General features: G+C 69.4%; 21 protein-coding genes, 1 tRNA gene and 4 pseudogenes. 11 read left to right on the top strand and 15 right to left on the bottom strand.

The window, feature by feature from the left end; all coding sequences use genetic code 11:
• Nucleotides 1-169: 169 nt before the first annotated feature.
• Nucleotides 170-1,486, bottom strand: a complete 1,317-nt coding sequence (locus tag ABZ880_RS39170) for an XRE family transcriptional regulator (protein ID WP_361273465.1) — start codon at nt 1,484-1,486, stop codon at nt 170-172.
• Nucleotides 1,487-1,642: 156 nt separating this feature from the next.
• Here ABZ880_RS39170 and ABZ880_RS39165 point away from each other — a divergent pair, with 156 nt between their 5' ends.
• Complete coding sequence (locus ABZ880_RS39165) at nt 1,643-2,575, top strand: TauD/TfdA family dioxygenase (RefSeq protein ID WP_361273463.1); 933 nt, start codon at nt 1,643-1,645, stop codon at nt 2,573-2,575.
• Nucleotides 2,576-2,678: 103 nt separating this feature from the next.
• On the opposite strand, the gene ABZ880_RS39160 is transcribed toward ABZ880_RS39165, so the two are convergent.
• The gene (locus ABZ880_RS39160; RefSeq protein ID WP_361273461.1) at nt 2,679-3,452 is read right to left on the bottom strand and encodes a glycosyltransferase family A protein; all 774 of its coding nucleotides are present in this window, start codon (nt 3,450-3,452) and stop codon (nt 2,679-2,681) included.
• Between the two features lie 31 nt (nt 3,453-3,483).
• On the opposite strand from ABZ880_RS39160, the gene ABZ880_RS39155 reads away from it, so the two are divergent.
• The 4 genes from ABZ880_RS39155 to ABZ880_RS39140 all read left to right on the top strand — a co-directional run bounded on the left by ABZ880_RS39155 (nt 3,484) and on the right by ABZ880_RS39140 (nt 7,705).
• Nucleotides 3,484-4,740, top strand: coding sequence for a nucleotide sugar dehydrogenase (locus ABZ880_RS39155; protein ID WP_361273459.1), 1,257 nt, complete (start codon nt 3,484-3,486; stop codon nt 4,738-4,740).
• Nucleotides 4,741-4,784: 44 nt separating this feature from the next.
• Entirely contained in the window at nt 4,785-6,239 is a 1,455-nt protein-coding gene (locus ABZ880_RS39150; protein WP_361273457.1) for a hypothetical protein, read from the top strand.
• Nucleotides 6,160-7,269, top strand: coding sequence for a glycosyltransferase family 4 protein (locus ABZ880_RS39145; RefSeq protein ID WP_361273455.1), 1,110 nt, complete (start codon nt 6,160-6,162; stop codon nt 7,267-7,269). Before ABZ880_RS39150 ends, ABZ880_RS39145 begins: the two co-directional genes overlap by 80 nt.
• A gap of 359 nt (nt 7,270-7,628) precedes the next feature.
• Nucleotides 7,629-7,705: transfer RNA gene (locus ABZ880_RS39140), tRNA-Trp, on the top strand.
• A 388-nt stretch (nt 7,706-8,093) separates the two neighbouring features.
• Here the strand turns inward: ABZ880_RS39140 and ABZ880_RS39135 are convergent.
• Complete coding sequence (locus ABZ880_RS39135; protein ID WP_361273452.1) at nt 8,094-8,306, bottom strand: hypothetical protein; 213 nt, start codon at nt 8,304-8,306, stop codon at nt 8,094-8,096.
• 10 nt (nt 8,307-8,316) lie between these two features.
• The gene (locus ABZ880_RS39130; protein ID WP_361273449.1) at nt 8,317-8,592 is read right to left on the bottom strand and encodes a DUF6233 domain-containing protein; all 276 of its coding nucleotides are present in this window, start codon (nt 8,590-8,592) and stop codon (nt 8,317-8,319) included.
• A 57-nt stretch (nt 8,593-8,649) separates the two neighbouring features.
• On the opposite strand from ABZ880_RS39130, the gene lexA reads away from it, so the two are divergent.
• Both lexA and ABZ880_RS39120 read left to right on the top strand, forming a co-directional pair.
• Nucleotides 8,650-9,324 (top strand): transcriptional repressor LexA, encoded by a 675-nt coding sequence (gene lexA / locus ABZ880_RS39125; protein ID WP_361273447.1) that lies wholly within the window; start codon nt 8,650-8,652, stop codon nt 9,322-9,324.
• Between the two features lie 124 nt (nt 9,325-9,448).
• Entirely contained in the window at nt 9,449-10,192 is a 744-nt protein-coding gene (locus tag ABZ880_RS39120; RefSeq protein ID WP_361273444.1) for an SOS response-associated peptidase, read from the top strand.
• A 127-nt stretch (nt 10,193-10,319) separates the two neighbouring features.
• Here the strand turns inward: ABZ880_RS39120 and ABZ880_RS39115 are convergent, their stop codons facing one another.
• The 6 genes and pseudogenes from ABZ880_RS39115 to ABZ880_RS39090 form a co-directional block, all read right to left on the bottom strand.
• Nucleotides 10,320-10,442, bottom strand: a complete 123-nt coding sequence (locus ABZ880_RS39115) for a DUF6207 family protein (RefSeq protein ID WP_361273442.1) — start codon at nt 10,440-10,442, stop codon at nt 10,320-10,322.
• Nucleotides 10,443-10,489: 47 nt separating this feature from the next.
• A pseudogene (locus ABZ880_RS39110) lies at nt 10,490-10,552 on the bottom strand (DUF6207 family protein); the annotation flags it as partial.
• Nucleotides 10,553-10,681: 129 nt separating this feature from the next.
• Entirely contained in the window at nt 10,682-11,422 is a 741-nt protein-coding gene (locus ABZ880_RS39105; RefSeq protein ID WP_361273439.1) for a pentapeptide repeat-containing protein, read from the bottom strand.
• Nucleotides 11,406-11,786 carry a hypothetical protein gene (locus ABZ880_RS39100; protein WP_361273436.1) on the bottom strand — a complete coding sequence of 127 codons (381 nt, stop codon included), beginning with the start codon at nt 11,784-11,786 and terminating at the stop codon, nt 11,406-11,408. Before ABZ880_RS39100 ends, ABZ880_RS39105 begins: the two co-directional genes overlap by 17 nt.
• A 138-nt stretch (nt 11,787-11,924) precedes the next feature.
• Nucleotides 11,925-12,125: a hypothetical protein gene (locus tag ABZ880_RS39095; protein WP_361273433.1), complete on the bottom strand. Its 201-nt coding sequence runs from the start codon at nt 12,123-12,125 to the stop codon at nt 11,925-11,927.
• Complete coding sequence (locus tag ABZ880_RS39090) at nt 12,122-12,568, bottom strand: DUF6233 domain-containing protein (protein ID WP_361273431.1); 447 nt, start codon at nt 12,566-12,568, stop codon at nt 12,122-12,124. The genes ABZ880_RS39095 and ABZ880_RS39090 overlap by 4 nt, the downstream gene beginning before the upstream one ends.
• A 90-nt stretch (nt 12,569-12,658) precedes the next feature.
• On the opposite strand from ABZ880_RS39090, the pseudogene ABZ880_RS39085 reads away from it, so the two are divergent.
• Nucleotides 12,659-13,670 (top strand): annotated as a pseudogene (locus tag ABZ880_RS39085) (hypothetical protein).
• Between the two features lie 40 nt (nt 13,671-13,710).
• Nucleotides 13,711-14,733 (top strand): hypothetical protein, encoded by a 1,023-nt coding sequence (locus ABZ880_RS39080; RefSeq protein WP_361273428.1) that lies wholly within the window; start codon nt 13,711-13,713, stop codon nt 14,731-14,733.
• Between the two features lie 34 nt (nt 14,734-14,767).
• On the opposite strand, the pseudogene ABZ880_RS39075 reads toward ABZ880_RS39080, so the two are convergent.
• From ABZ880_RS39075 to ABZ880_RS39065, 3 genes and pseudogenes are all read right to left on the bottom strand, one after another.
• Nucleotides 14,768-15,196 (bottom strand): annotated as a pseudogene (locus tag ABZ880_RS39075) (PhoU domain-containing protein); the annotation flags it as partial.
• On the bottom strand, nt 15,178-15,372 hold the full coding sequence (locus ABZ880_RS39070) for a hypothetical protein (RefSeq protein ID WP_361273426.1): 195 nt from the start codon (nt 15,370-15,372) through the stop codon (nt 15,178-15,180). The gene ABZ880_RS39070 and the pseudogene ABZ880_RS39075, both read right to left, overlap by 19 nt.
• Nucleotides 15,369-15,713: a hypothetical protein gene (locus ABZ880_RS39065; RefSeq protein WP_361273423.1), complete on the bottom strand. Its 345-nt coding sequence runs from the start codon at nt 15,711-15,713 to the stop codon at nt 15,369-15,371. The genes ABZ880_RS39070 and ABZ880_RS39065 overlap by 4 nt, the downstream gene beginning before the upstream one ends.
• Nucleotides 15,714-15,898: 185 nt before the next feature.
• Here ABZ880_RS39065 and ABZ880_RS39060 point away from each other — a divergent pair.
• Nucleotides 15,899-16,045: pseudogene (locus ABZ880_RS39060) on the top strand (IS5/IS1182 family transposase); the annotation flags it as partial.
• A 10-nt stretch (nt 16,046-16,055) separates the two neighbouring features.
• On the opposite strand, the gene ABZ880_RS39055 reads toward ABZ880_RS39060, so the two are convergent.
• Together ABZ880_RS39055 and ABZ880_RS39050 are read right to left on the bottom strand one after the other, a co-directional pair.
• Nucleotides 16,056-16,709 carry a response regulator transcription factor gene (locus ABZ880_RS39055; protein WP_361273420.1) on the bottom strand — a complete coding sequence of 218 codons (654 nt, stop codon included), beginning with the start codon at nt 16,707-16,709 and terminating at the stop codon, nt 16,056-16,058.
• A gap of 1 nt (nt 16,710) precedes the next feature.
• On the bottom strand, nt 16,711-18,678 hold the full coding sequence (locus ABZ880_RS39050; protein WP_361273418.1) for a histidine kinase: 1,968 nt from the start codon (nt 18,676-18,678) through the stop codon (nt 16,711-16,713).
• Between the two features lie 149 nt (nt 18,679-18,827).
• Between ABZ880_RS39050 and ABZ880_RS39045 the strand changes: the two genes are divergently transcribed.
• The gene (locus ABZ880_RS39045) at nt 18,828-19,139 is read left to right on the top strand and encodes a hypothetical protein (protein ID WP_361273415.1); all 312 of its coding nucleotides are present in this window, start codon (nt 18,828-18,830) and stop codon (nt 19,137-19,139) included.
• The last annotated feature ends 76 nt before the right edge of the window (nt 19,140-19,215 follow it).

Below are 19,215 nucleotides of genomic sequence, written 5' to 3'. Positions count from 1 at the left end.
AACTGCGAGACCGGCGATCACTCGCCTCCAGCCGTGTCACAGGGATGGGTGTGCGAGGCGGTGTCGGCGGAGTAGCCGGCTGGCTGGCAGGCCCAGGCGGATGGGGGTTCGCCTCGTCCATGGCAGGCTCCCAGGATCGAGCGGCGCTGCATCCACGCTATGTCTGCTCTTAGGCGGCAGCGAGCTGGAGGAGTTCCGCGACGCCCTGCGCGTCCTGGTAGCGCTGAAAGCGGGGGAGGAGGTTGTCGACAAGCTGCACGCAGCGGGGGGCTCCGATCCGGCGGGCCAGGTGGAGGGATTCCGTGGCGGCGGCCGCGGCAGGCTCAGGTTCCTTCAGATCGAGGTAGGTCGCGGCGCGGTAGGCGAGGAACACGCCGCGGGTTTTGTCCCGGGCCGGCGTCAGGAGGCTTTCGCCCTCGGTGATGAGTCGGTGGGCGCGGCCGAGGTCGCCGAGGTCCACGAGGGCCTGGCCGGTGTCCACGGCGAGATCGGCTTCGGACACCCAAGCGCACCATGCGGGCCGGTCGCCGCCAGCGTCACTCAGGTGTCTTTCCGCTGCGGCAAGGGCTCCCAGCACGGCACGCCGTTCGTTCCGGCCGTCGTGTGCGGCGAGGGTACGGGCGAGGCGCAGCTGGAGTAAGCAGCGGGCGGCGGGGTGCTGGGCGCGCGTCAGCGCGTGATGCAGGATGCTGGCCGCGGTGGTGTGGTCGCCCCGCCAGGCAGCCTGGTAGGCGAGGTCGCTCAAGAGGCCAGCACCCATGTCGTGGTCCCCGGCCGCGTGGGCGTTGTGCAGGCCGGCAATCCAGTTCTGGCTGGCGTGGGTGTGACGGCCGAGATCGAAGCGGTGCCAGGCGACGGTCTGGGACAGGGAGGCGGCCAGGGTGTGCAGGCGCAGCCCGAGTGCCGGCGCGTAGCGGCCGTGCTCGAGGAGTTCGGTCACCGTGGACAGGTGGGCGTCCAGCAGCATGGCAGTGTGCTGACGCTGCTCGGTGGGGAGCGAGGCGAGGTGCCGGGTGGAGCTCTCCAGGTAGGCGACGAAGTCCTCGCCGATCGGTTTGCCGTCGCGGGCCTGGGCGAGGACCGCGGCGGGGCCGAGGGCCCAGTCCGAGGCCAGCGCGGACAGGGCGGCGCCGGAGATGGTGAAGAAGGTGCGGCGGTCCATCGCTGATCGCAGGGCCTCTCTGAGGGCGGGCACGAAACTGGCCGGTCCGAGCGGGACCACGCCGTCGGCGGTGAGCGGCACCCAGTTCGGCCAGTCGTCGGCGCGGACGATGTCCGCGGGCCAGCCGAGCGCTTCGGCGATGTAGATCTGGGATTCCTCGTTGGGTTCGACGCCGCGCTGCCATTTGCGCACCCGTGCCTCGTCGGTGCCGGAGCGCAGCCCGCGCCGGGTGGCCGCGGCCCGGATGCCGGAGACGAGGTCCTCCATCGTCATGCCACGCGCGAGGCGTGCCACAACCAGCGGGTGACGGGTGGTCTCTTCCACACCTCTATCCAAACACTCAGCGCACTCGCACGGTGACGTCTCGGCGGGCGCGGGACCCCCCGGGGACCCCCTCCAACTGGTCGACGAGATCGAACAGTTGAGCCCATTCTTGTGGAGTCGCAGCAGATGGGGTGGCAGAACACCACAGGAGGCCGCGTGCCCAGCACCCGAACGACACAGCCCGGCGCATCCATCGACATCCCGAGCGAACTCGAAGCCGCTCTGGTCGACCGTTCTCTCCCTCCCGGGGAACTGGACGGTTCGTTCCTGGCGCAGTCCACCATGAGGGAGTACCGGACCCAGCTGACGGCCGCCCCGCGGTTCGAGGAGACCGCCGCGACGCTGCGCCAGGTACTGACCGGAGAGGGCGGCGGATACGCCGTGCTGCGCCTGGGCAACCTGGCCAAGGCGCTGGGGATTGACGGCGACCACTTCCTGCGGCTGGTGACGGCCTTCGCGGCCGAGGTGGCGATCCCCTTCTCGCCCTTCCCGCGGTGGCCCCTGTGGAAGGACATCGGGGTCAAGGTCGACAAAGACCCGGGCCAGTCCAGCGGCATCGGGTACAACGCGTTCCACATGGACCTGGTGAACGCGACCCGGCCCCCGGACTACACCACGCTTTTGTGCGTCCGCCCCGACCGGCTCGGCGGCGGCCTCAGCATCCTTTCCGACGCCCACGCCGCGGTGGCGCGGCTGTCGGAGAACAGCCGCGCCCTCCTGGCCGAGACCGCCTACCACTACGGGACCTTCTTCGACCTGCACGGCGTCGGCGACGAGTACAAGCCGTTCCCGATTCTGGACGGTTCCAACCCGGAGGAGGGGTTCGTCCGGTTCACCGCCAAGATGCTGAAGAGGTCCGAGCTCGGCCAGGCGCACGCCGACGCCGCCAGGGAGCTCGCCGAGGAACTCGTCCGGGGTCAGATCTCCTTCATGCTCCAGCCCGGGGACTACCTCATCGTGAACCAGCGCCGCTTCCTGCACGGCCGGGAGGCACTCCACCGCGGTCAGGAGACCGCCCCCGCCGCCGACCGGCGGCTGCTCCTCCAGCTGTTCCTGCACGCCAGGGACGACGCCGGCTCAGCCGGGTAGCCGGCCCACCGCAAGGGGACCCGCCGAGTTCCGCCTCGGGGCATGTCGTCGAGCACGCGGCACGGCCGAGCACCACCTGGGAACGATCGCCCGCCGGGCAGCTCTAGATCCGGGACTTGCGTAGCGAGTGCCACACCGCCCCGGACAGCGCCAGCGCGGACCGCGGCACCGAGAGACGTTCGTGTTTTCGGTATAGCCGCCAGTTGTGCTCCACCAGCGCCAGCTTGTTCGAGGACAGCGACCCCGCCCGGCCGGCCCGGTAGATCGCCAGTGGTTCTTGCAGGCCCCGGGCGGGGTGCCCGTCCCTCATGATCGACAGCCACAGCGCGTAGTCCTGCCGCTTCGGCATGTCCGGCATCAGCCTCGTGCCCAGCACCGTCCGGTCGTACATGGCGGTCAGGGCCCCGATGTGGTCCTGCACCAGCATGTCCCGGTACGTCACCCGTTCTCGTGCCGCGACCACCCGCCCGTTCGGCGTGAAGTCGCTGGCCTCGCCCGTGTAGTCGCCAGCGACCTTGTAGTAGGAGGTGAACGTCAGTGGAGCATCGCCTCCGGCGGCGAACGCGAGCTGCCGCTCCACCTTGCCGGGCAGCCACATGTCGTCGCTGTCCAGGAACGCCACGAAATCCCCCTGTGCCCGCGCCAGGGCGAGGTTGCGGGCCCTGGCCGCGCCACCCTGCTCGGGCGCCGCCTGCGGGCGCACGCGCTCGTCCTGGCGGGCCAGGTCCTGCAGCAGGTCCATGGAGCCGTCGGTGGACGCATCGTCGGTGACCAGCAGTTCCACGTCGGTGTGGGTCTGCGCGAGCACGGAGCGCACCGACGCGCCAAGAGTGGCGGCCGAATTGTGGACCGGCATCACCACGGAAACCAGGGGCACTGCCATGTTCCTTACCCAGGTTGGAGTTGTCATGGACGTCGTTGTCGCTGGTCAAGGCTATGTGGGGCTGCCTCTGGCCGTGCGCGCCGCCGAGGTGGGTCACCGTGTCGTCGGCTACGACGTGGACCCGCACCGTATCAAGCGACTCATCGCCGGTGAGTCGTATGTGCAGGACGTGACCTCCTCTCGGGTCCGCGCCGTGCTGGATTCTGGGGCCTACGCGGCGACCACCGACGCTGCCGCGCTGGCCGGCTTCGACATCGCGGTGATCACCGTGCCGACTCCGCTGCGGGACGGCGTGCCCGACCTGACCTACATCGAGGCCTGCGCCCGGACGCTGGGCGCGCACCTTCGCCGCGGCGCGACGGTGGTCTTGGAGTCCACGTCCTATCCCGGTACCACCGAGGAGCTGCTGGTGCCGATCCTGGAGACGACCTCGGGCCTCAGAGGCGGGGTGGACTTTCTGGCGGGATTCAGTCCCGAACGCATCGCTCCGGGGAACAAGAGGTGGTCGTTCGCCGGGACGCCCAAATTGGTGTCCGGCATCGACGCCGCGTCACTCGATGCGATCAAGGGGTTCTACGACGGCATCTTTGAGACCACGGTTCCGGTGTCCGGGACCAGGGTCGCCGAGATGGCCAAGCTGATCGAGAACGTCTTCCGGTTCGTCAACGTCTGTCTGGTCAACGAGATGGCGACGCTGGCCGCTGGCCTCGGCGTAAACATCTGGGAGGCGATCGACGCGGCCGCCACCAAGCCGTTCGGCTTCACGCGGTTCACCCCGGGCCCGGGAGTCGGCGGGCACTGCCTGCCCGTCGACCCGTTGTTCCTCTCCTGGAAGGTCCAGCAGGAGCTCGGCGTCCCATTCCGGTTCGTGGAACTCGCCAACGACGTGAACCGCCACATGCCCCACTACGTCGTTCGGCGCCTCACGACAGCACTCGACCGACGCCACAAGCCTGTCAGCGGGTCCCGGATCCTGCTGCTCGGCCTGACCTACAAGATCAACGCCACCGACCTCCGCGAGTCGCCCTCGGCACGCGTCGCCGAACTCCTGATCGACCTCGGCGCCGAGGTCCGCGGCGCCGACCCCAACATCCCGGAAGTCGACCGCAACCAGCTGAAGGTGCCCCTGGTGGACGCGAGCGCACAGGAGATCGCGGCCGCTGACGCCGTGGTGCTCCTCATGGACCACGCACGCTTCGACCTCCCGACGATCGAGAACAACGCGCCCTACGTCCTCGACTGCCGAAACCGCCTGTCCGGACCGAACGTAGAAACTCTCTAGCTCCTCGCCCCACCCCTGCCAACTCTGAATCCCCAGGAGCTATCTTGCGCGACGAATGGGAACACGCCCACACGGACTACACCCTGCCCGCACAGCGCCACATGCCTGCCTCGCTGGCCGAAAGCGAGAGTGACTGGCGCCACCACCTGGAACGCTCAACCCCCAACGGCTGGCTGATACGGCACAACGCCATGACCGAAGCGCTCGTCAGCGGACAGCCGATGTACCTGCTGCACACCACCAAGGACATCAACGCCATCCGCACCAGCCGGCAGTTGCACGTCTCCACCGGATGCCTGGTCGGTGCCCTGTACTGCTCACCTCTCGCCAGCCAGCGCCAGGGACTGCGCCCCCACAACCTCGGCGCCTACCTGCTGCGGACGAAACCCTCCACCACCCCCATGATCTTCGAGGTCACCCCGGATGCCCCGATCCGGCCCAAGGGCATCGACTACCTGCACCTCGGCGCCATCCACCTGCGCACCTACCGGCGCTACCAGAGCTTCCTCACCCCGGCCGAACACGACCGGCTCGGCCGCGCCGTGCTGGCCGGACTGCACGCCGCCGCCCCGTTCCTCGACGTCGCCCTGCGCAACGCCGCCGGCCATGCCACTGCGGCACCTCAGTTCATCGACCAGCTGGCCGACGCCGTGGCCCATGTTCCGTTCCTCGGCTACCTGTACTTCGAGGTGCTGTCCGAATACCTGATGCTCCACTCCGCCACTGCGGAGACCAAGATCTACGCCCAGGCGGGAGAGTTGAATAACTTGCTCTACAAACGGCTCGCCTTCGCCGCCGTGGACGACATGAACCAGTTGTTCGACCTGGCCAGGTTCAACCCGCGCCATCAGCGGCTCGTCCAGCTCATCGAAGGCCTGGAACCGGCTCTCGGTCCGGGAGTCGCCGAGTACGTGCGGCGACGCCTGTCTCACCTGTTCGCCCGGACCGCCCTGCACCCGTCCCAGGACGCAGCATCGGTCAGCTTCCAGGGCGTCGGACTCGGCACGCTCCGCAAAGCAGCGCCTGGACTGATCGGCCAGATGATCTTCCGTGAGATTCGGTACATGCCTCGCTACCAGCACCTGTACCACTGCTTCGAGAAGGCCAAGGCGCTGGAGGCATGGGACTACTGGAATAACGAGGGAGTGCCCACCCCCTTCAACGGAGTCCTCCCCAAGGGAGAGATGGGGATCAATCCCGTCTACCCCCGGTCGGCAGTCAGAGCATGGACCGCAAAACCGGACGCTAAGGGCTATGTGCATCCGGTCGAGGAGATCACGGCCGACTTCACGCCGCACCTGGCGTCGTGGTGGGCGTCACCGCGCCGGCGCGAGATGCAGCACTCCACCGGTGACTCACCATTCGAGTTGGGGGCCTGGTCTCCCGTCCATCCCAACGGACATCCAATGGAGTTTCCGCATGACCGCCAAGCTCCTGAACGTCCTGACCGGCATCAACCGCCCTGCCGCGCCTTCCTCCGGGAGCATGATCCTCGTTAACGATCTCTACGGCGCGATGCCTGAAATCCACACAACCTTCCTGGGCAGGGAGCCGGTCGATCAGACTTGGAAGGGTGCCTTTGATGAGCTGATCACCCTCTCCACGCCGAAACACCCCCACGGCCCGGACTTCGCTCCCTATGTCGGTGCGCTGACGCGTGAGGTCGGTGCGCTCATCGAGAAGATCCAGCCGAACATCATTCACGCCCAGTACCTCGGGTTCGCTCTCAGCCAGGCATTCACCCGAACGGCTGGCAACATCCCGGTCATCGCCATCGCCCACGGCCCCGACGTGCTGGCGGCCGAGTGCAGCGCAGCGGAACGTGAAGGTCTGATCGAAGTAGCCGCCACAAGCGCCGCTATCGTCGCCCCGACTGCCGCCCTCGCCGACCGCATCGACCATCTCACCGGAGGCCGTTTCACCGATCGTCTCACCGTCATCCCGTGGGGCATCCCGTTGAGCGATGCCCTGGTAAGCGATCAACCGCCTAGCGAATCCGGACCACTGTCGTTGGTGCACGCCGGTCGTCTGGACGACAACAAATCCACAATCACTGCGGTGGAAGCCCTCGCTTTGACTGACCAGCCCCACCACTTGACTGTGATAGGCGAAGGCACGTTGCGGGAGCATCTGGAACACCGGGTCCTCGAACTCGGGCTGCGCGACCGGATTCAGTTTGATCCGTTCCTGCCACGTGTCGAACTATGGCGCCGCCTGCCGAACTTCGACGCCTTCGTCTTCACGACCAAGGGTCTGGAGGCTTTCGGACTCGTCCTCATTGAGGCCCAAGCCCACGGACTGCCGGTTGTCTACTCCGATCTTCCCGGTGTGCGGGAAATCCTCGGCACCGCTGGTGTTCCCTACACTCCCGGCGACCCGCGCTCGCTGGCGGTAGTCCTGGACGAGATGGGCCGGAACTTCCACAGACGCAAGGCGTTCACCAAAACGGCTCTCGCCAACGCGCGCCGATACAACATCACTGCCACCGGCCGCCAGCTTCGGGAACTGACGCTCCGCGTCACCGCCTGACCCGCTTCCTTGTCGCCGTCCCGACTAGCCTTCCGCTACTGAACTTGAACCCGTGATGTCGGGTTCCTCGCGGGCTGACGTGCGTCAACGGCGGCGACGCAGGCCGGACAAGCTCCACGCAGACAAGGGCTACGACTATCCTCACCTGCGCCGGGCGCGCACTATGTGACACAAGACACCATTGACGCGCACATGTCTTTCACGTGCTCACTGCTCTTGGTAAGGAAAACTGCTGGAAGGCGACGGCCGATGACCCCTTACGGGCCCTCGGCAAGGCCGCCGACCTCCTACGCCCTCCTGAACAGGCGGAAATCCCTTGGAGATAGACCCGCTGGTCATGCCAAGCTGTCACCCACCAAAGCGGCGTAGCTCAGATGGCCAGAGCGCCGGTCTCCAAAACCGGATGCCGCAGGTTCGACTCCTGCCGCCCCTGCCATGGATCACATCCTCAGACAGCTGAGGTGAGCCTCACCAACGAAGCCACCTGGGTCTTCCCGGTCGTCAAAGTCTCCGTCACAGCCCGGGCCCATCGACGCGGCGACTCCGCGCCCGGAATGACCTTTTGTGTGAGGCACGGCCCCATCTCAGGACCGAGGCCCCGTCCGCCCCGAACTCCTCGGCAGACGCCAGCCACAGATACAGCGGCCGCGACGGCACCTTCCGTGTCCCGGATGGCCAGGTACGCATGCCCCGTCGCCGGGCTCGTATCCACCGCCGCCCACCGCAGACGCTGAGTAGCGCGCGGCCCGCCGTTCCCGAAGGATCGGCGGGCCGTCGAGGGTGCCCCCCGCTCGGCGACGCACCACGACCGTACGCCCGCCACATCAGTGCGTCCACACCTCCGGGCCACCACCTCGCCACTCGATCAACTTCGTCGTAGCCACGTCGACCTGGTCCCAGTCCGGCAGTCCAGCACGGCGCAGGAACACCAGCACATCCCGCTCATGGAAGGCCCGGCCGAGGATCACCCCGTCGATGCGTACCCGGCGGCCGCCCTCCTCGTCGGGCGGGTACACGATCACCGGACGCTGCACCATGACCTCAGGATCATCCCGGCTGCACCGACCCGCACCCGCCCGTCGACCGAGAAATCCGCAACTCGGTGTCCGGACGGCAGAACGGGCACGAGTCCAGCTGCGCGTCCGTGAGCGCCAGCGTGGCCTCATGCGCCGATGCCCGGTGAGTGCGGTGCTGGCCCGCGCGGTGCCGCGGCGGCGAGTGATCACAGGGGCGAGGAGGCGAGTGGAGTGCAGGCTCCCGCACCTTTGACGTTCCCGCCCGAAGCTTCCCGGCGGCAGCCCGGGAGCCGAATGAGTGTTCCATTCATGGGGAGTGGAGGGTTAAGGTCGCGGTCTTCGGATCTTGTACGGAGGTGCCGGCATGGACAACAGCACAACCCCGCGCCGGGGCCGACCCCCGGGCCCGCAGACCGCCGGGGGAGAGCTGACCGACCGCCAGTCGGCCATCGTCCGCTACATCACCGAGACCGTCGACCGTCAGGGCTATCCGCCGTCGATGCGGGAAATCGGCCAGGCCGTGGGCCTCGCCAGTACCTCCTCGGTCGCCTACCAGCTGATGGCGCTCGAGCGTAAGGGGATCCTCTACCGCGACCCGCACACGCCTCGCGCATACCGCGTGCGTCCCTCCTGGGCGCCCGACCTCGGCAGCAGGAGCGAGACGGCCGTCGAGGTACCGCTCGTTGGACGGATCGCCGCCGGCGCCCCTTTGCTCGCCGACGAGGTCGTCGAGGACGTCTATGCCCTTCCCCGGCAGATCACCGGCAGCGACGGGGACGTCTTCGCCCTGACCGTCTCCGGCGACTCCATGATCGACGCGGCGATCTGCGACGGTGACATCGTCACCGTCAAACGGCAGGACAGCGCCGACCATGGCGACATCGTCGCCGCACTCCTGGAGGACGAGGCCACCGTGAAGGTCCTGCGGCGCCAGGACGGACGGGTGTGGCTCATGCCGCGTAACCCGGCGTACGAGCCGATTCCCGGCGACGAAGCGCGGATCCTCGGCAAGGTGGTCGGCGTCTTCCGCCTGCTGTGAGAAGACGAGGGAGCGACGAGCAGCCTCCAGCCTCCAATTCATACGCCGTCCCCAGCAGATGCCGCCTCACGCAACGCGGCCTCGGCACGGTTGCGCGACGTAGCGGCGGTGCAAGAGTGGCGTTATGTGTGGTCGATACGTATCCACTCGCAGCCCGCAGGAGTTGGCCCCGCTCTTCGAGGTGCCCGACGTACCTGCGAAGGAGACGCTCGCGCCGAACTGGAACGTCGCCCCGACCAACGACGTGTGGGCGGTCCTCGAACGCGCACCCCGCGACAAGGAGGACGCTGCGCCGGTGGAGCGGGCTCTGCGGCCGCTGCGCTGGGGCCTGGTCCCGTCCTGGGCGAAGGACCTGAAGATCGGCGCCCGGATGATCAACGCGCGGGTCGAGACGGTGCACGAAAAGCCCGCATTCCGCCGCGCGTTCACCCGGCGCCGCTGTCTGCTGCCCGCCGACGGCTTCTACGAATGGGAACAGATCAAGGACCCAAACACCGGCAAGGCGCGCAAGCAGCCGTACTTCATCCACCCCGAAGACGACCAGGTCATGGCGCTCGCCGGTCTGTACGAATACTGGCGCGACCCGGCCGTCAAACAGGACGACGACCCGGCCGCCTGGCTGATGACCTGCACCATCATCACCACCGAAGCCACCGACACGGCCGGCCGCGTCCACCCCCGCATGCCGCTCGCTCTTACTCCTGAGCACTACGACGCCTGGCTCGACCCCGCCCACCAGGACCCCGACGAGCTGCGGGCCCTGCTCGGCCAGCCGGCCGGCGGTCACCTGGATGCCCGTCCCGTCTCCACGGCCGTCAACAACGTCCGTAACAACGGCCCCCAGCTCCTGGACGAACTCGCCTCCTAGGGCTGTTCCGCCGTTGCAGTGTCGCCCGAAAGCGACTTCGCCCGGAGGGCGAGCGCGTCGGAGGCGGGTATGGCACCGTGGACTCGGGCTGGCTCCGCCACTTTCCCCCGTAGTAGCGGAGCCAGCCTCACGCCATCCCGGAGCTCTCAACAGGCCGGGGGAGCACCTGTCGGAGATCGGCGTATAGGCGGATCCGTACGCCGGGCTGACCCGTTCCGCGTCGAACGCTCGGCCGTGGCCGCCCCCCCATGTCCGGGCGACGGCGTCCTGGAAGGCCATCACGGTCGCGTCATCGACGCCCGCGACCTCCACGACAGCCAACCCCGGCTCCGCCACGTGCGCGTCATTGATCGGTCCCATGCACGGCACTACGCGCTGGTGTCCTGGATGGTTCTGTGACCGGGCGGCATGCACCCGCCCGAGTAGCCTCCGGGCGGACAGCGAGCCGACACCCTGGGCGTGGAGCGGTTGCCCCGTCTGCCTCGATGGTCAGGACACTGGGACCGGAGGCACGGGCAGATCCGCCCCGGTGGTCCCGGAACCCTGTACGCGGTACCGGCCGCCGCCGATCGGCACGGACCGCTCCCGCATCACCGCGGCAACGGCCTCAGGCCAACGTGTCCGCTCCGACCACGTCACGTTCACCAGGTCCGCGCCGTCCAGGTTCGCTCTGTCGAGGTTCGCGGCGTCCAGATCGGCGCTGCGCAGGATTGCGCCGCGCAGGTCGGTGCCCCGCAGGTCCGCGCGGGTCAGGTCGGCGCCGTCCAGGTCTGCGCCGCCCAGGACCGCGCCCGGCAGGATCGCGCCGGGCAGGTCCGCGCGGACCAGGTGTGCGCCGGTCAACCATGCGCGGGTCAGGTCCACGCCGGTCAGGTCCACGGCGCGCAGGTCGGCACGAGTAAGATCCGCGCCGGTCAAGTTCGCGGCGATCAGATACGCGCCGCGCAGGTCCGCACGAGTCAGGTCTGCCTCTTCCAGGTGCGCGCCGCGTAGGTCCGCGCCGCGCAGGATCGCCCCGCGCAGGTCGGCGCCGCGCAGGTTTGCGCCTCTTAGGTACGTGCCGGTCAGGTCCGCGGTGCGCAGGTCCGCGCCGTCCAGAGGACGGAGGCGAGCGCCACCGGCCAGGAGCACCCGGGTCCACCAGTTGGAGGCCTGCACGCGCAGCCAGGGGCGGGACGGGCGGGCCGCCACGGCGAGGCGCCCCAGCAGGCTGTCAGGGCGCGTCTTCACGGACATCCCCGTCCTCGTGTACGGGCGGCAGTGGCGAAGGTGCGGTCGCGGGACGGCCCTGAGGTGTTTCGGACATGGGTCGTGGTCCGGCCTCCACGCCGGAGAGGATGCCTCGGATCGTGGCGGGGGCGCCGATGCCGAAGATGAAGGCCGGCCATGGCCCGCTGATCTGATCGTGCGCGGCGGTGGCCACCACGGACCCCAGCACGAGCGCGACGGCCAGCACGAACAGCCGCGGCCACAACTCGCCCTCCTTGCGCCACGGCCAGGTGTACCCGGCCGACACGACAGCCACAGAAAGGGACCACACCGAGGCCGCTCCACCGCCGGCCAAGCCCCACAGTGCCGCCTGCCACCACGTCATCCTCTGACGATATCCGTCCAACACCGGTATTCACAGGACGAGTTGGAGATCACGCCAGCGCCCCGGGCACAGCACGTGCCGGCGCCAGCTCATCAGGCACGGCGGGCGTGATGCCCCGGACGACCCGGTGGGCCGGGATCAGAGCCGGGTGCTGGTGTGCCGCACGGTCGGGCCCCATTTCTCCGTGACGGCGGCCATGCACCACTGGCAGAGCGGGCTGCCGCCGCTGCCGTATTTGTGTGTCTTGCGCTGGCAGGTGGCGCAGGGGCCGACCTGGTTGCCGGAGCAGACGAGCGCGGACGGGTCGGGCTCGGTGATCGGGGGCGGGGGAGTGGTCATGGCAGTGGTCCTGTTCCGGGCGATTCGTGCAAGTCGCCCGTGCGTAAGAATGTCGGACGGGATGGCACGGCCGTTCGAGCCGTGCGGCGGTGGCTGCGTCCGGCTAAGTCGAGGATGTCCAGCTGGGCTTCCGGCCGGCAGTGGCTGCAGGCGCGCAGTCCGCCGGCCAGCAGTCGGCGGGCCTCCTCGCGGCTGACCGGGCGGCGCCGGCTGCCCGCCATGTGGCAGTCGCCGGCGTGTACTCGCACGGGCGGCCGGCCGACGCCGATGCCGAGCTGGACGATCCAGTCCGGCGGCCGCGGCCGGTTGCGCCGACCGTGTTCCTCTTCTGCCTGACGCTGCCGGACGGCTGCGATCTTGGCGTCGATGCGCTGCAGCCACAGGACATGCCAGACCCGCAGGGTGTGCAGGCGCTCCAGGTCGGGTGGCAGATCATCGAACACATTTTTGATTCTATGCTCATGATCCATCATTCGCGCCCCTCGCGTGTTCGAATATTAGTTCGATACCGTGGGGTGTGGGAGGTGGGTGTGATGACCAACGGCACCGAGGCGCTGCCGGCAGCGCCGTGTGTGATGCATGTGCGCTGCCCTAACCGGCTGGGACAGGAGCGCTACCGGCAGGTCCTGGAGCAGCTCGCGGACCTCTCCCCGGTCGTGCAGGCCCTGCCGCCGACCGCGGCCCTGGTGGAGTTGAAGGGCGCGCTGCGCTACCACGGCACCGACGCCCGCCGGCTGGGCGAGATGCTGCGGGTGCGCACGCTGTCCCGGCTCGGCATCGACGTCCGTGTCGGCATCGGCCCCTCGATCACCGTCGCGGCCACCGCCTCCGCCCAGATCCCCCAGCCCGGCGGCGTCCTCGCCATCGGCCCCGAGCGGGCCGCCGGCTGGCTGGCCGGGGCTGCCGGTCGAGGCCCTGCACGGCATCGGCCCCCGCCAGGCCGGCGTGCTGCGCGACTACGGCATCCACTGTGTGGGCCTGCTCGCCGCCGTCCCGCCCGCCACCGTCCAGCGCCTGCTGGGCGGCCGCGCCGGCCGCACGGTCGCCGACCGGGCCCGCGGCATCGACCCGCGCCCCGTCGTCCCCCGCGCCCTGCCCCCGGCCGCGAGTGTCCGCTGTTCCTTCGACCGGCACGTCCTGGACGGGTCTGAAGTCCGCGCGGCCCTGCTCGAGTTGGTGGTGCGGCTCGGGCTGGTGCTGCGCCGCCGCGGGCAGGGGGCCCGCGCGCTGACGCTCACCCTGACCTTCGCCGGCAACAGCCGGTGGGAGAAGACCCGCCGCCTTACGGCGCCGTCCGCGCACGACGACGACCTGCGCACCCTCGCCTACCAGCTGATGGACGCCGCCGGCCTGCAGCGCGGCCGGCTGACCGGACTCGCCCTCAAGGGCGAGGACCTGGTCGGCGCCGGCCAGGTCGCGACGCAGATCAGCCTCGACGACGCCCGCGAAGCCCGGCTGGTCGCGGAGACGGCCGTCGACCGCGTCCGGGACAAGTTCGGCCCCCGCGTCATCGGCCCCGCCGCCGTCTTCCGCCGCGCCTCCTGACCCGATCCCGATCCGCTCCCGCTTCGCAGAGGTGAGACCCGTGTTGCTTGACCCACCCGGATGGCCCGGCCGGCCCCAGGGACTGCCACACTGGCCCTACGTCCAGGCCGTCGACGCGGCCCTCACCGCCCGCGGCATTCCGCCGGGCGTCGTCCGGGCCGACGTCCGCACCCGCCAGCGGGGACTGACCACCTACATGCTGCTGCGGTGGGACGCCAGCCGCACCAGCGGCTTCGGCGGCATCCGACTGGAATGGGAGGAACGCCGGGGCTGGTTCTACGCCCTGCTCGGACTCGGCAGTGACGACGTCCTGCTCCACACGGTGCTCACCCCGATCGAGACCATCTACGCGGAGCCGGACGCGCTGGCCGATGTGGCCGAGGAACTGCTGCACCACCGGCGGCTGCCCGATACGCGCTGCCGGCGGGAGTGGGACGGCGCGAAGGAGGCCCGCGCGGCCGCCGTCGACTTCCGCCGCAACGCCTTCGGACTTTCCCCGGCGAGGTCCAGGATGGGAGCGGAGATCACGGAGGGGGAGGGCGTGCAGCTGACCATCGACACCCGGACCGACACCTACGAGCAGGCGATCGCGGCCGTGCAGGCCGCGTACGGGCTCAACCCCACCCTCGTGGCGGGCAGTTGGCCCGACGCCCCCGCGCACGAGCCCCGCCCCGACCCGGCGGACCTGAGCAGCGAGGACCTCTGGGAGGGCTGGACGGAGCGGCTGCTGTTCGACACCGTCGCCGCCGTGATGCCCGGCGCCCGGGCCGTGCTGCGCCGCCTGGTCGAGCTGGGCGGCACCGCCTCCTACGACGACGTCCGCGGGCACTTCATCCACCACCCCGAGACGCCGATCCCGCACGGGAAGATCGGCGGGGCACTGACCAGCGTCCGCGCGGTACGCCGCCGGATCGGCCCGGACAATCGGACCAACGTGCTCCAACTCGACGACCGTATACGCGTCTACCGGATCGAGCCCGCACTCCTGGAAGGTCTCAAGCGGGTCTTCGACCTCGCCGACACCCGCCCCGACCTCCTGCGCCAGGAACCAACCAGCCCGTGACCAGTCACGTCCGGTGAAGCGCCGGGTGGGGTGGTCAGGCGGGCGGGTCGGTGGCCAGGTCGTCGGCGTGTTCGCCGGTGGCGAGGTAGACGACGCGGCGGGCGATGTTGACGGCGTGGTCGGCGAAGCGTTCGTAATAGCGGCCGACCAGGGTGACGTCGACGGCGGTTTCCACGCCGTGGTGCCACCGCTCGTCCATCAGGTGATGGAAGATCATGCGGTGCAGCTCGTCCATCCGGTCGTCGTCCCGCTCTAGCTGCAGCGCGGCCTCGACGTCGTGCGTGATGAGGACCTCGGCGGCCTGTGCCATCAGACGCTGGGCGAGCTGGCCCATCTCCAGGACGGTGCGGCGCAGATCCTGCGGCACGGCGGGCTCGGGATAGCGCCTGCGGGCGACCGCGGCGACGTGCTGGGCCAGGACGCCGCAGCGTTCCAGGTCGGCGCTCATGCGCAGGGAGGTGACGGCCGGATCAGCGTCCGGTAGGCGAGGGAGCTCACCACGAGCAGCACCAGGAGTACGGGGGCAAGCTGCCAGAACCCGGGGTCGGAGACCCGCGCCATCTCCAGCCCCGCGAACGCTGCGAGGCCGACGATGACGCAGGAGCCCACGACTCTGCGCTCGATCCAGTACCCGGTCACTCCCGCATCACCCGCCCGAGGAGAAGAGGCTGTTCCAGCCGCCGACGGCCTTGGCGCCCTGCCAGGTCTTCACCCCGGTGGTTGGCGACGGCCCGGCCGCTCTGCGCGTCCTCGATCACCTTAGCGCCGGTCAGGGTAACGAAGATGCCGGTGATGCAGCTGCCGCAGTCCTTCTGCATGCAGGAGTCGATCGCCGCCGCGGCGATGAACACCACGCCGATGCCGGTGTACACGACACCCGCGCCCACGCAGACCGCGACTCCGACGCCCGCCGTCCCGGCACCGGTGGCGGCCGAGCAGTACGCCCCGACTGCCAGGGCGGTGCATCCGGTGGCCGCCATGGCCTCGGTGTGCCGTCGTCGAAGATGCCGCCAAGAGGTCCTGTTCTCATGCCCGCGGCCAGCTGCGATCACCCGATCGAGACTCCCGTTCGACGCGCACCCGTCAAGATCGGAACGACAACAGCTTCTAACCTGCGCCCCTCAGTCGCCCTCCCCGCACCAGCGCCAGAATCTCGCGGTGCGTGGTCATCCGGCTGCTCGCTCAACGCGGCCCGGGTCTGCTGATGGTCCTGCGCGAGGCCGATGTGGACTTCGTCCTGCTGGACAGCACTCTCCCCGAGTGCGACCAGGTCGGCGACGGACGGGCCCACTGCTCCCACAGGCGCCGCCGGCGCAGGTCCGTCAGCGGTCTCGGCGGCGCTCTTTGAGATAGGCCAGTACCGCCAGCACTCGACGGTGAGCATCGCCGTTCTCGGAGATGCCGAGTTTTTGGAAGGTGCTGCGCATATGGGACTCGACCGTGCGCTCGGAGAGGTGGAGGCGCTGCGCGATGGCGGCATTGGACAGCCCCTCGGCGGCCAGCGCCAGCACCTCATGCTCCCGGACGGTCAGAGTGGAGATCGGGTCATCTCGACCGGTCGTACGCAGGAGGGCGGCGACAATCTCGGGATCCAGGGCCGACCCTCCGGCTGCCACCCGGCGCACGGTGTCGAGGAAGTCGGCGACGCTCAGTACCCGGTCCTTGAGCAGGTAGCCGAAGCCGCCGGAGGCCACCAGCGGCAGGCACTGGCGAGTCTCGATGTGCTGAGACAACAGCAGCATCGGGAAGCCCGGATGGGTCTGGCGGATGTCGCGGGCGGCCCGGGCACCATCGGATGTCATCGTGGGCGGCATACGGACGTCGATGACCGCAAGGTCGGGTCGCAGGCGGGCAACCGCGGCCACGAGCGCGTCGGCGTCGGTGACCGCCGCAACGATCTCGTGACCGGCCTCGGTGAGCAGACGGGCCAGCCCTTCGCGGAAGAGCGCAGAGTCCTCGGCCAGCAGAATGCGCATGTCAGATCGTCACCTGGATGGTCGTGCCCGAGCCCTCGGGGCTGTACAGGCTCAGCCTTCCGCCGACCGCACTCACCCGGTCACGGACGGATGTCAGCCCGTATCCGAGGTGGGCGCCGCCGATGCCGTCGTCGGACACCTCCACGTGCAGCGCCGACCGGTCCTGTCGGACGCCCAGGCTGATGGCGGTGGCACGGGCGTGCTTGAGCGCGTTGGCCAGGGCCTCGGCGACCACGAAGTACACGGTGGTGGCGACGGCCTCCGGGACGTCCACGTCGCATACGGCCGCCTCGACTGGCACCGGGCAGTCGCCGACGAGCGCGTTGAGGGCGACGGCGAGCCCATCGTCCAACAGGCTCGGGCGCACGCCGTGGGCGAGGCGGCGCAACTCGGCCACCGTGCCCGCGAGCGTGGTGACGGCAGCGTCCAGGTCGCGGTGGGTGGGGTCACCCGGGCCAAACCGGCTCTGGGCCGACCGCAGCCGCATTCCGACCGCGATGATCTGCTGCTGCGCACCGTCGTGCAGGTCGCGGGCGAGCCGCTCCCGCTCGGCCGCAGTCGCCAACGCCAACCTGGACTGACTTGCCCGGGCCTCGTCCAGTGCCATGCGCAGTTCCAGGCGCAACCGACTGACCTCGATCGGTAGCCGAGCCCGCACGGCGGCGTCGCGGGTGCGGCGCATCCGCCTGGCGGTCGGCGCACCGAGCAGGATGACTCCCGCATCGCTCGCGCCGGTCACCAGCGGCACACACGTCGCGTCGTCGGGCACCGTGACAGGCTCCCCGTCGAGGCCGACGTATGTGCGGGGCGGGCTGGTGGGCAACTTCAGGAGCAGGCGGAGCTGCGGGTCGCCGACGACGGACCGGAGGAGATCCGCGACCTCTTCCGGCTCTGCCGCACCGTCCCTGACCCGCCGCACGAACTCCTCCACGCGTGCGGTGATGACCGTCCGGTCCCGGTCGACCAGCCGTCCCACCAGGTTGTTAACGCCGCGGTGCAGCGGCAACAGGCACAACGCGGTGACGAACGCCGCACCGGTCAGGCCGATTTCGGTGCCCGCACCGAACAGATCCGCAGCGAACAAGACCAGGACGGCGAAGATCGACGCCGACACCAGGGTGGTGAGCAGCCAGGCCAGTGACGCGCCGAGCAGCCGGTCCACGTCGAACAGGTCATACCGCAACACGGCCACCGTGACCGCGGTGGGCACCGCCCACAGCATCGCCACCATGAAACCGCTGTAAGCAACATTTATCGAGGCCCCCAGTATCTCGGCGGCCCAGCCTGCGGCGAGCAACACCGGCACGGCCCCGGCCCCGAGCATCAGCCAGCGCAGCTGCTGTCGCACCACTTCCCCACCCCGCCGATAGCGCACGACCAGACAGCAGACCGCGGCCCCCAGCACTGCCAGCACCCCGCCGAAGGCCGTAATCCCCACGGCCACCACCGCGGGCAGCGGGATCCGCCACGCGACCTGGCCGGGCAGCAACTTGGGACCACCGCGGTCGGGTGCGATGAACGACAGGGCCAGATTGAGGTAGAGACCGAGCACCACGCCCGCCCACGCGACGAGACGCCACGGGCGTCCCGGCAACAGTCCGTCGGGAAACACCAGGCACAGGGCGACGAAGCCGACCAGGTTCCACACCCACGCACCGGCCTTGAGCATGTAGAACAGACGGGCCGCCGGCGCCTGATGGGCCAGCGTGAGCGTCTCTCCCCACGTCTCGACGGTGAACACGGCAGCGGGGGCCGCGCCCACCCAGCTCAGTGCGCTGCCGACCGGGCTGCCCGGCACCCGCCAGGTGAGCAGGGATCCGGTGACGACCGGCACAACCAGGAAACCGGTCTCGAAGGCCCACAGGCCGGGTGACAAGGCCCGCATGGACCCGAAGGCCAGCCAGGCCCTGACGAGACATGCTGCGGCGAAGACTGCCCCTGGCAGAGCCACACGGACTGTCTTCGCCATGACGCCATCATCGCGGCGCAGGGGGCCTTCGTCATCAGTGCCAGCACGCAGTGCAGACCGCGCGGGTCATTCCGGCGCCAACCCGGATGCGGGTGAGACGACCTCCAAGAGACGCTGACGGCCCTACCTCGACAATGAATGGAGCGGTCGTGGAACTGATCCTCATGGTCCTCACCGCGTTCCCGCTCGGATACTTCATCCGCAGCCGGACGGCCGCGCTCGTCGCCTACATCGCCATGCATTCCTTCGTGTTCAGCTTCCAGAACACGGCACTGCTGATGGAATGGCTGGGCGGCGACTACTCGGCCTTCCCCAAGGACGCCACCTCGCCGCCATGGTCGTACCTCTTGATCAACGTCGCGATCTACGCGGCCGGCCTCGGTCTCGTCCTTCTCGGGGGCAAGGCGCGCGCCAAGGTCAGCGCCAAACGTGCCCGGAACGCCGTGGACATCGCCGGATAACGCTGGGGCCCAGCCCAGCTGAAACACAGCTTGCGTCGGACACGCGGGCTGTACCGTGAACGAGGCAGCGCCCGAG

The organism is Streptomyces sp. NPDC047043, from assembly GCF_040644055.1.
Taxonomy (GTDB): Bacteria; Actinomycetota; Actinomycetes; order Streptomycetales; family Streptomycetaceae; genus Streptomyces.
The sequence above is the reverse complement of the archived record's forward strand: the minus strand, read 5'-3'. Positions and strand labels throughout refer to the sequence as shown.

Excerpts from the sequence above, each read along its gene's own strand:
- lexA (WP_361273447.1), top strand. The coding sequence starts at position 8,650 with ATGGACAACAGCACAACCCCGCGCCGGGGCCGACCCCCGGGCCCGCAG.
- ABZ880_RS39100 (WP_361273436.1), bottom strand. The coding sequence starts at position 11,786 with ATGACGTGGTGGCAGGCGGCACTGTGGGGCTTGGCCGGCGGTGGAGCG.
- ABZ880_RS39155 (WP_361273459.1), top strand. The coding sequence starts at position 3,484 with ATGGACGTCGTTGTCGCTGGTCAAGGCTATGTGGGGCTGCCTCTGGCC.
- ABZ880_RS39115 (WP_361273442.1), bottom strand. The coding sequence starts at position 10,442 with ATGGGGGGGCGGCCACGGCCGAGCGTTCGACGCGGAACGGGTCAGCCC.
- ABZ880_RS39095 (WP_361273433.1), bottom strand. The coding sequence starts at position 12,125 with ATGACCACTCCCCCGCCCCCGATCACCGAGCCCGACCCGTCCGCGCTC.
- ABZ880_RS39130 (WP_361273449.1), bottom strand. The coding sequence starts at position 8,592 with ATGGAACACTCATTCGGCTCCCGGGCTGCCGCCGGGAAGCTTCGGGCG.
- ABZ880_RS39145 (WP_361273455.1), top strand. The coding sequence starts at position 6,160 with ATGACCGCCAAGCTCCTGAACGTCCTGACCGGCATCAACCGCCCTGCC.
- ABZ880_RS39065 (WP_361273423.1), bottom strand. The coding sequence starts at position 15,713 with ATGGCGGCCACCGGATGCACCGCCCTGGCAGTCGGGGCGTACTGCTCG.
- ABZ880_RS39135 (WP_361273452.1), bottom strand. The coding sequence starts at position 8,306 with ATGGTGCAGCGTCCGGTGATCGTGTACCCGCCCGACGAGGAGGGCGGC.
- ABZ880_RS39055 (WP_361273420.1), bottom strand. The coding sequence starts at position 16,709 with ATGCGCATTCTGCTGGCCGAGGACTCTGCGCTCTTCCGCGAAGGGCTG.
- ABZ880_RS39120 (WP_361273444.1), top strand. The coding sequence starts at position 9,449 with ATGTGTGGTCGATACGTATCCACTCGCAGCCCGCAGGAGTTGGCCCCG.
- ABZ880_RS39050 (WP_361273418.1), bottom strand. The coding sequence starts at position 18,678 with ATGGCGAAGACAGTCCGTGTGGCTCTGCCAGGGGCAGTCTTCGCCGCA.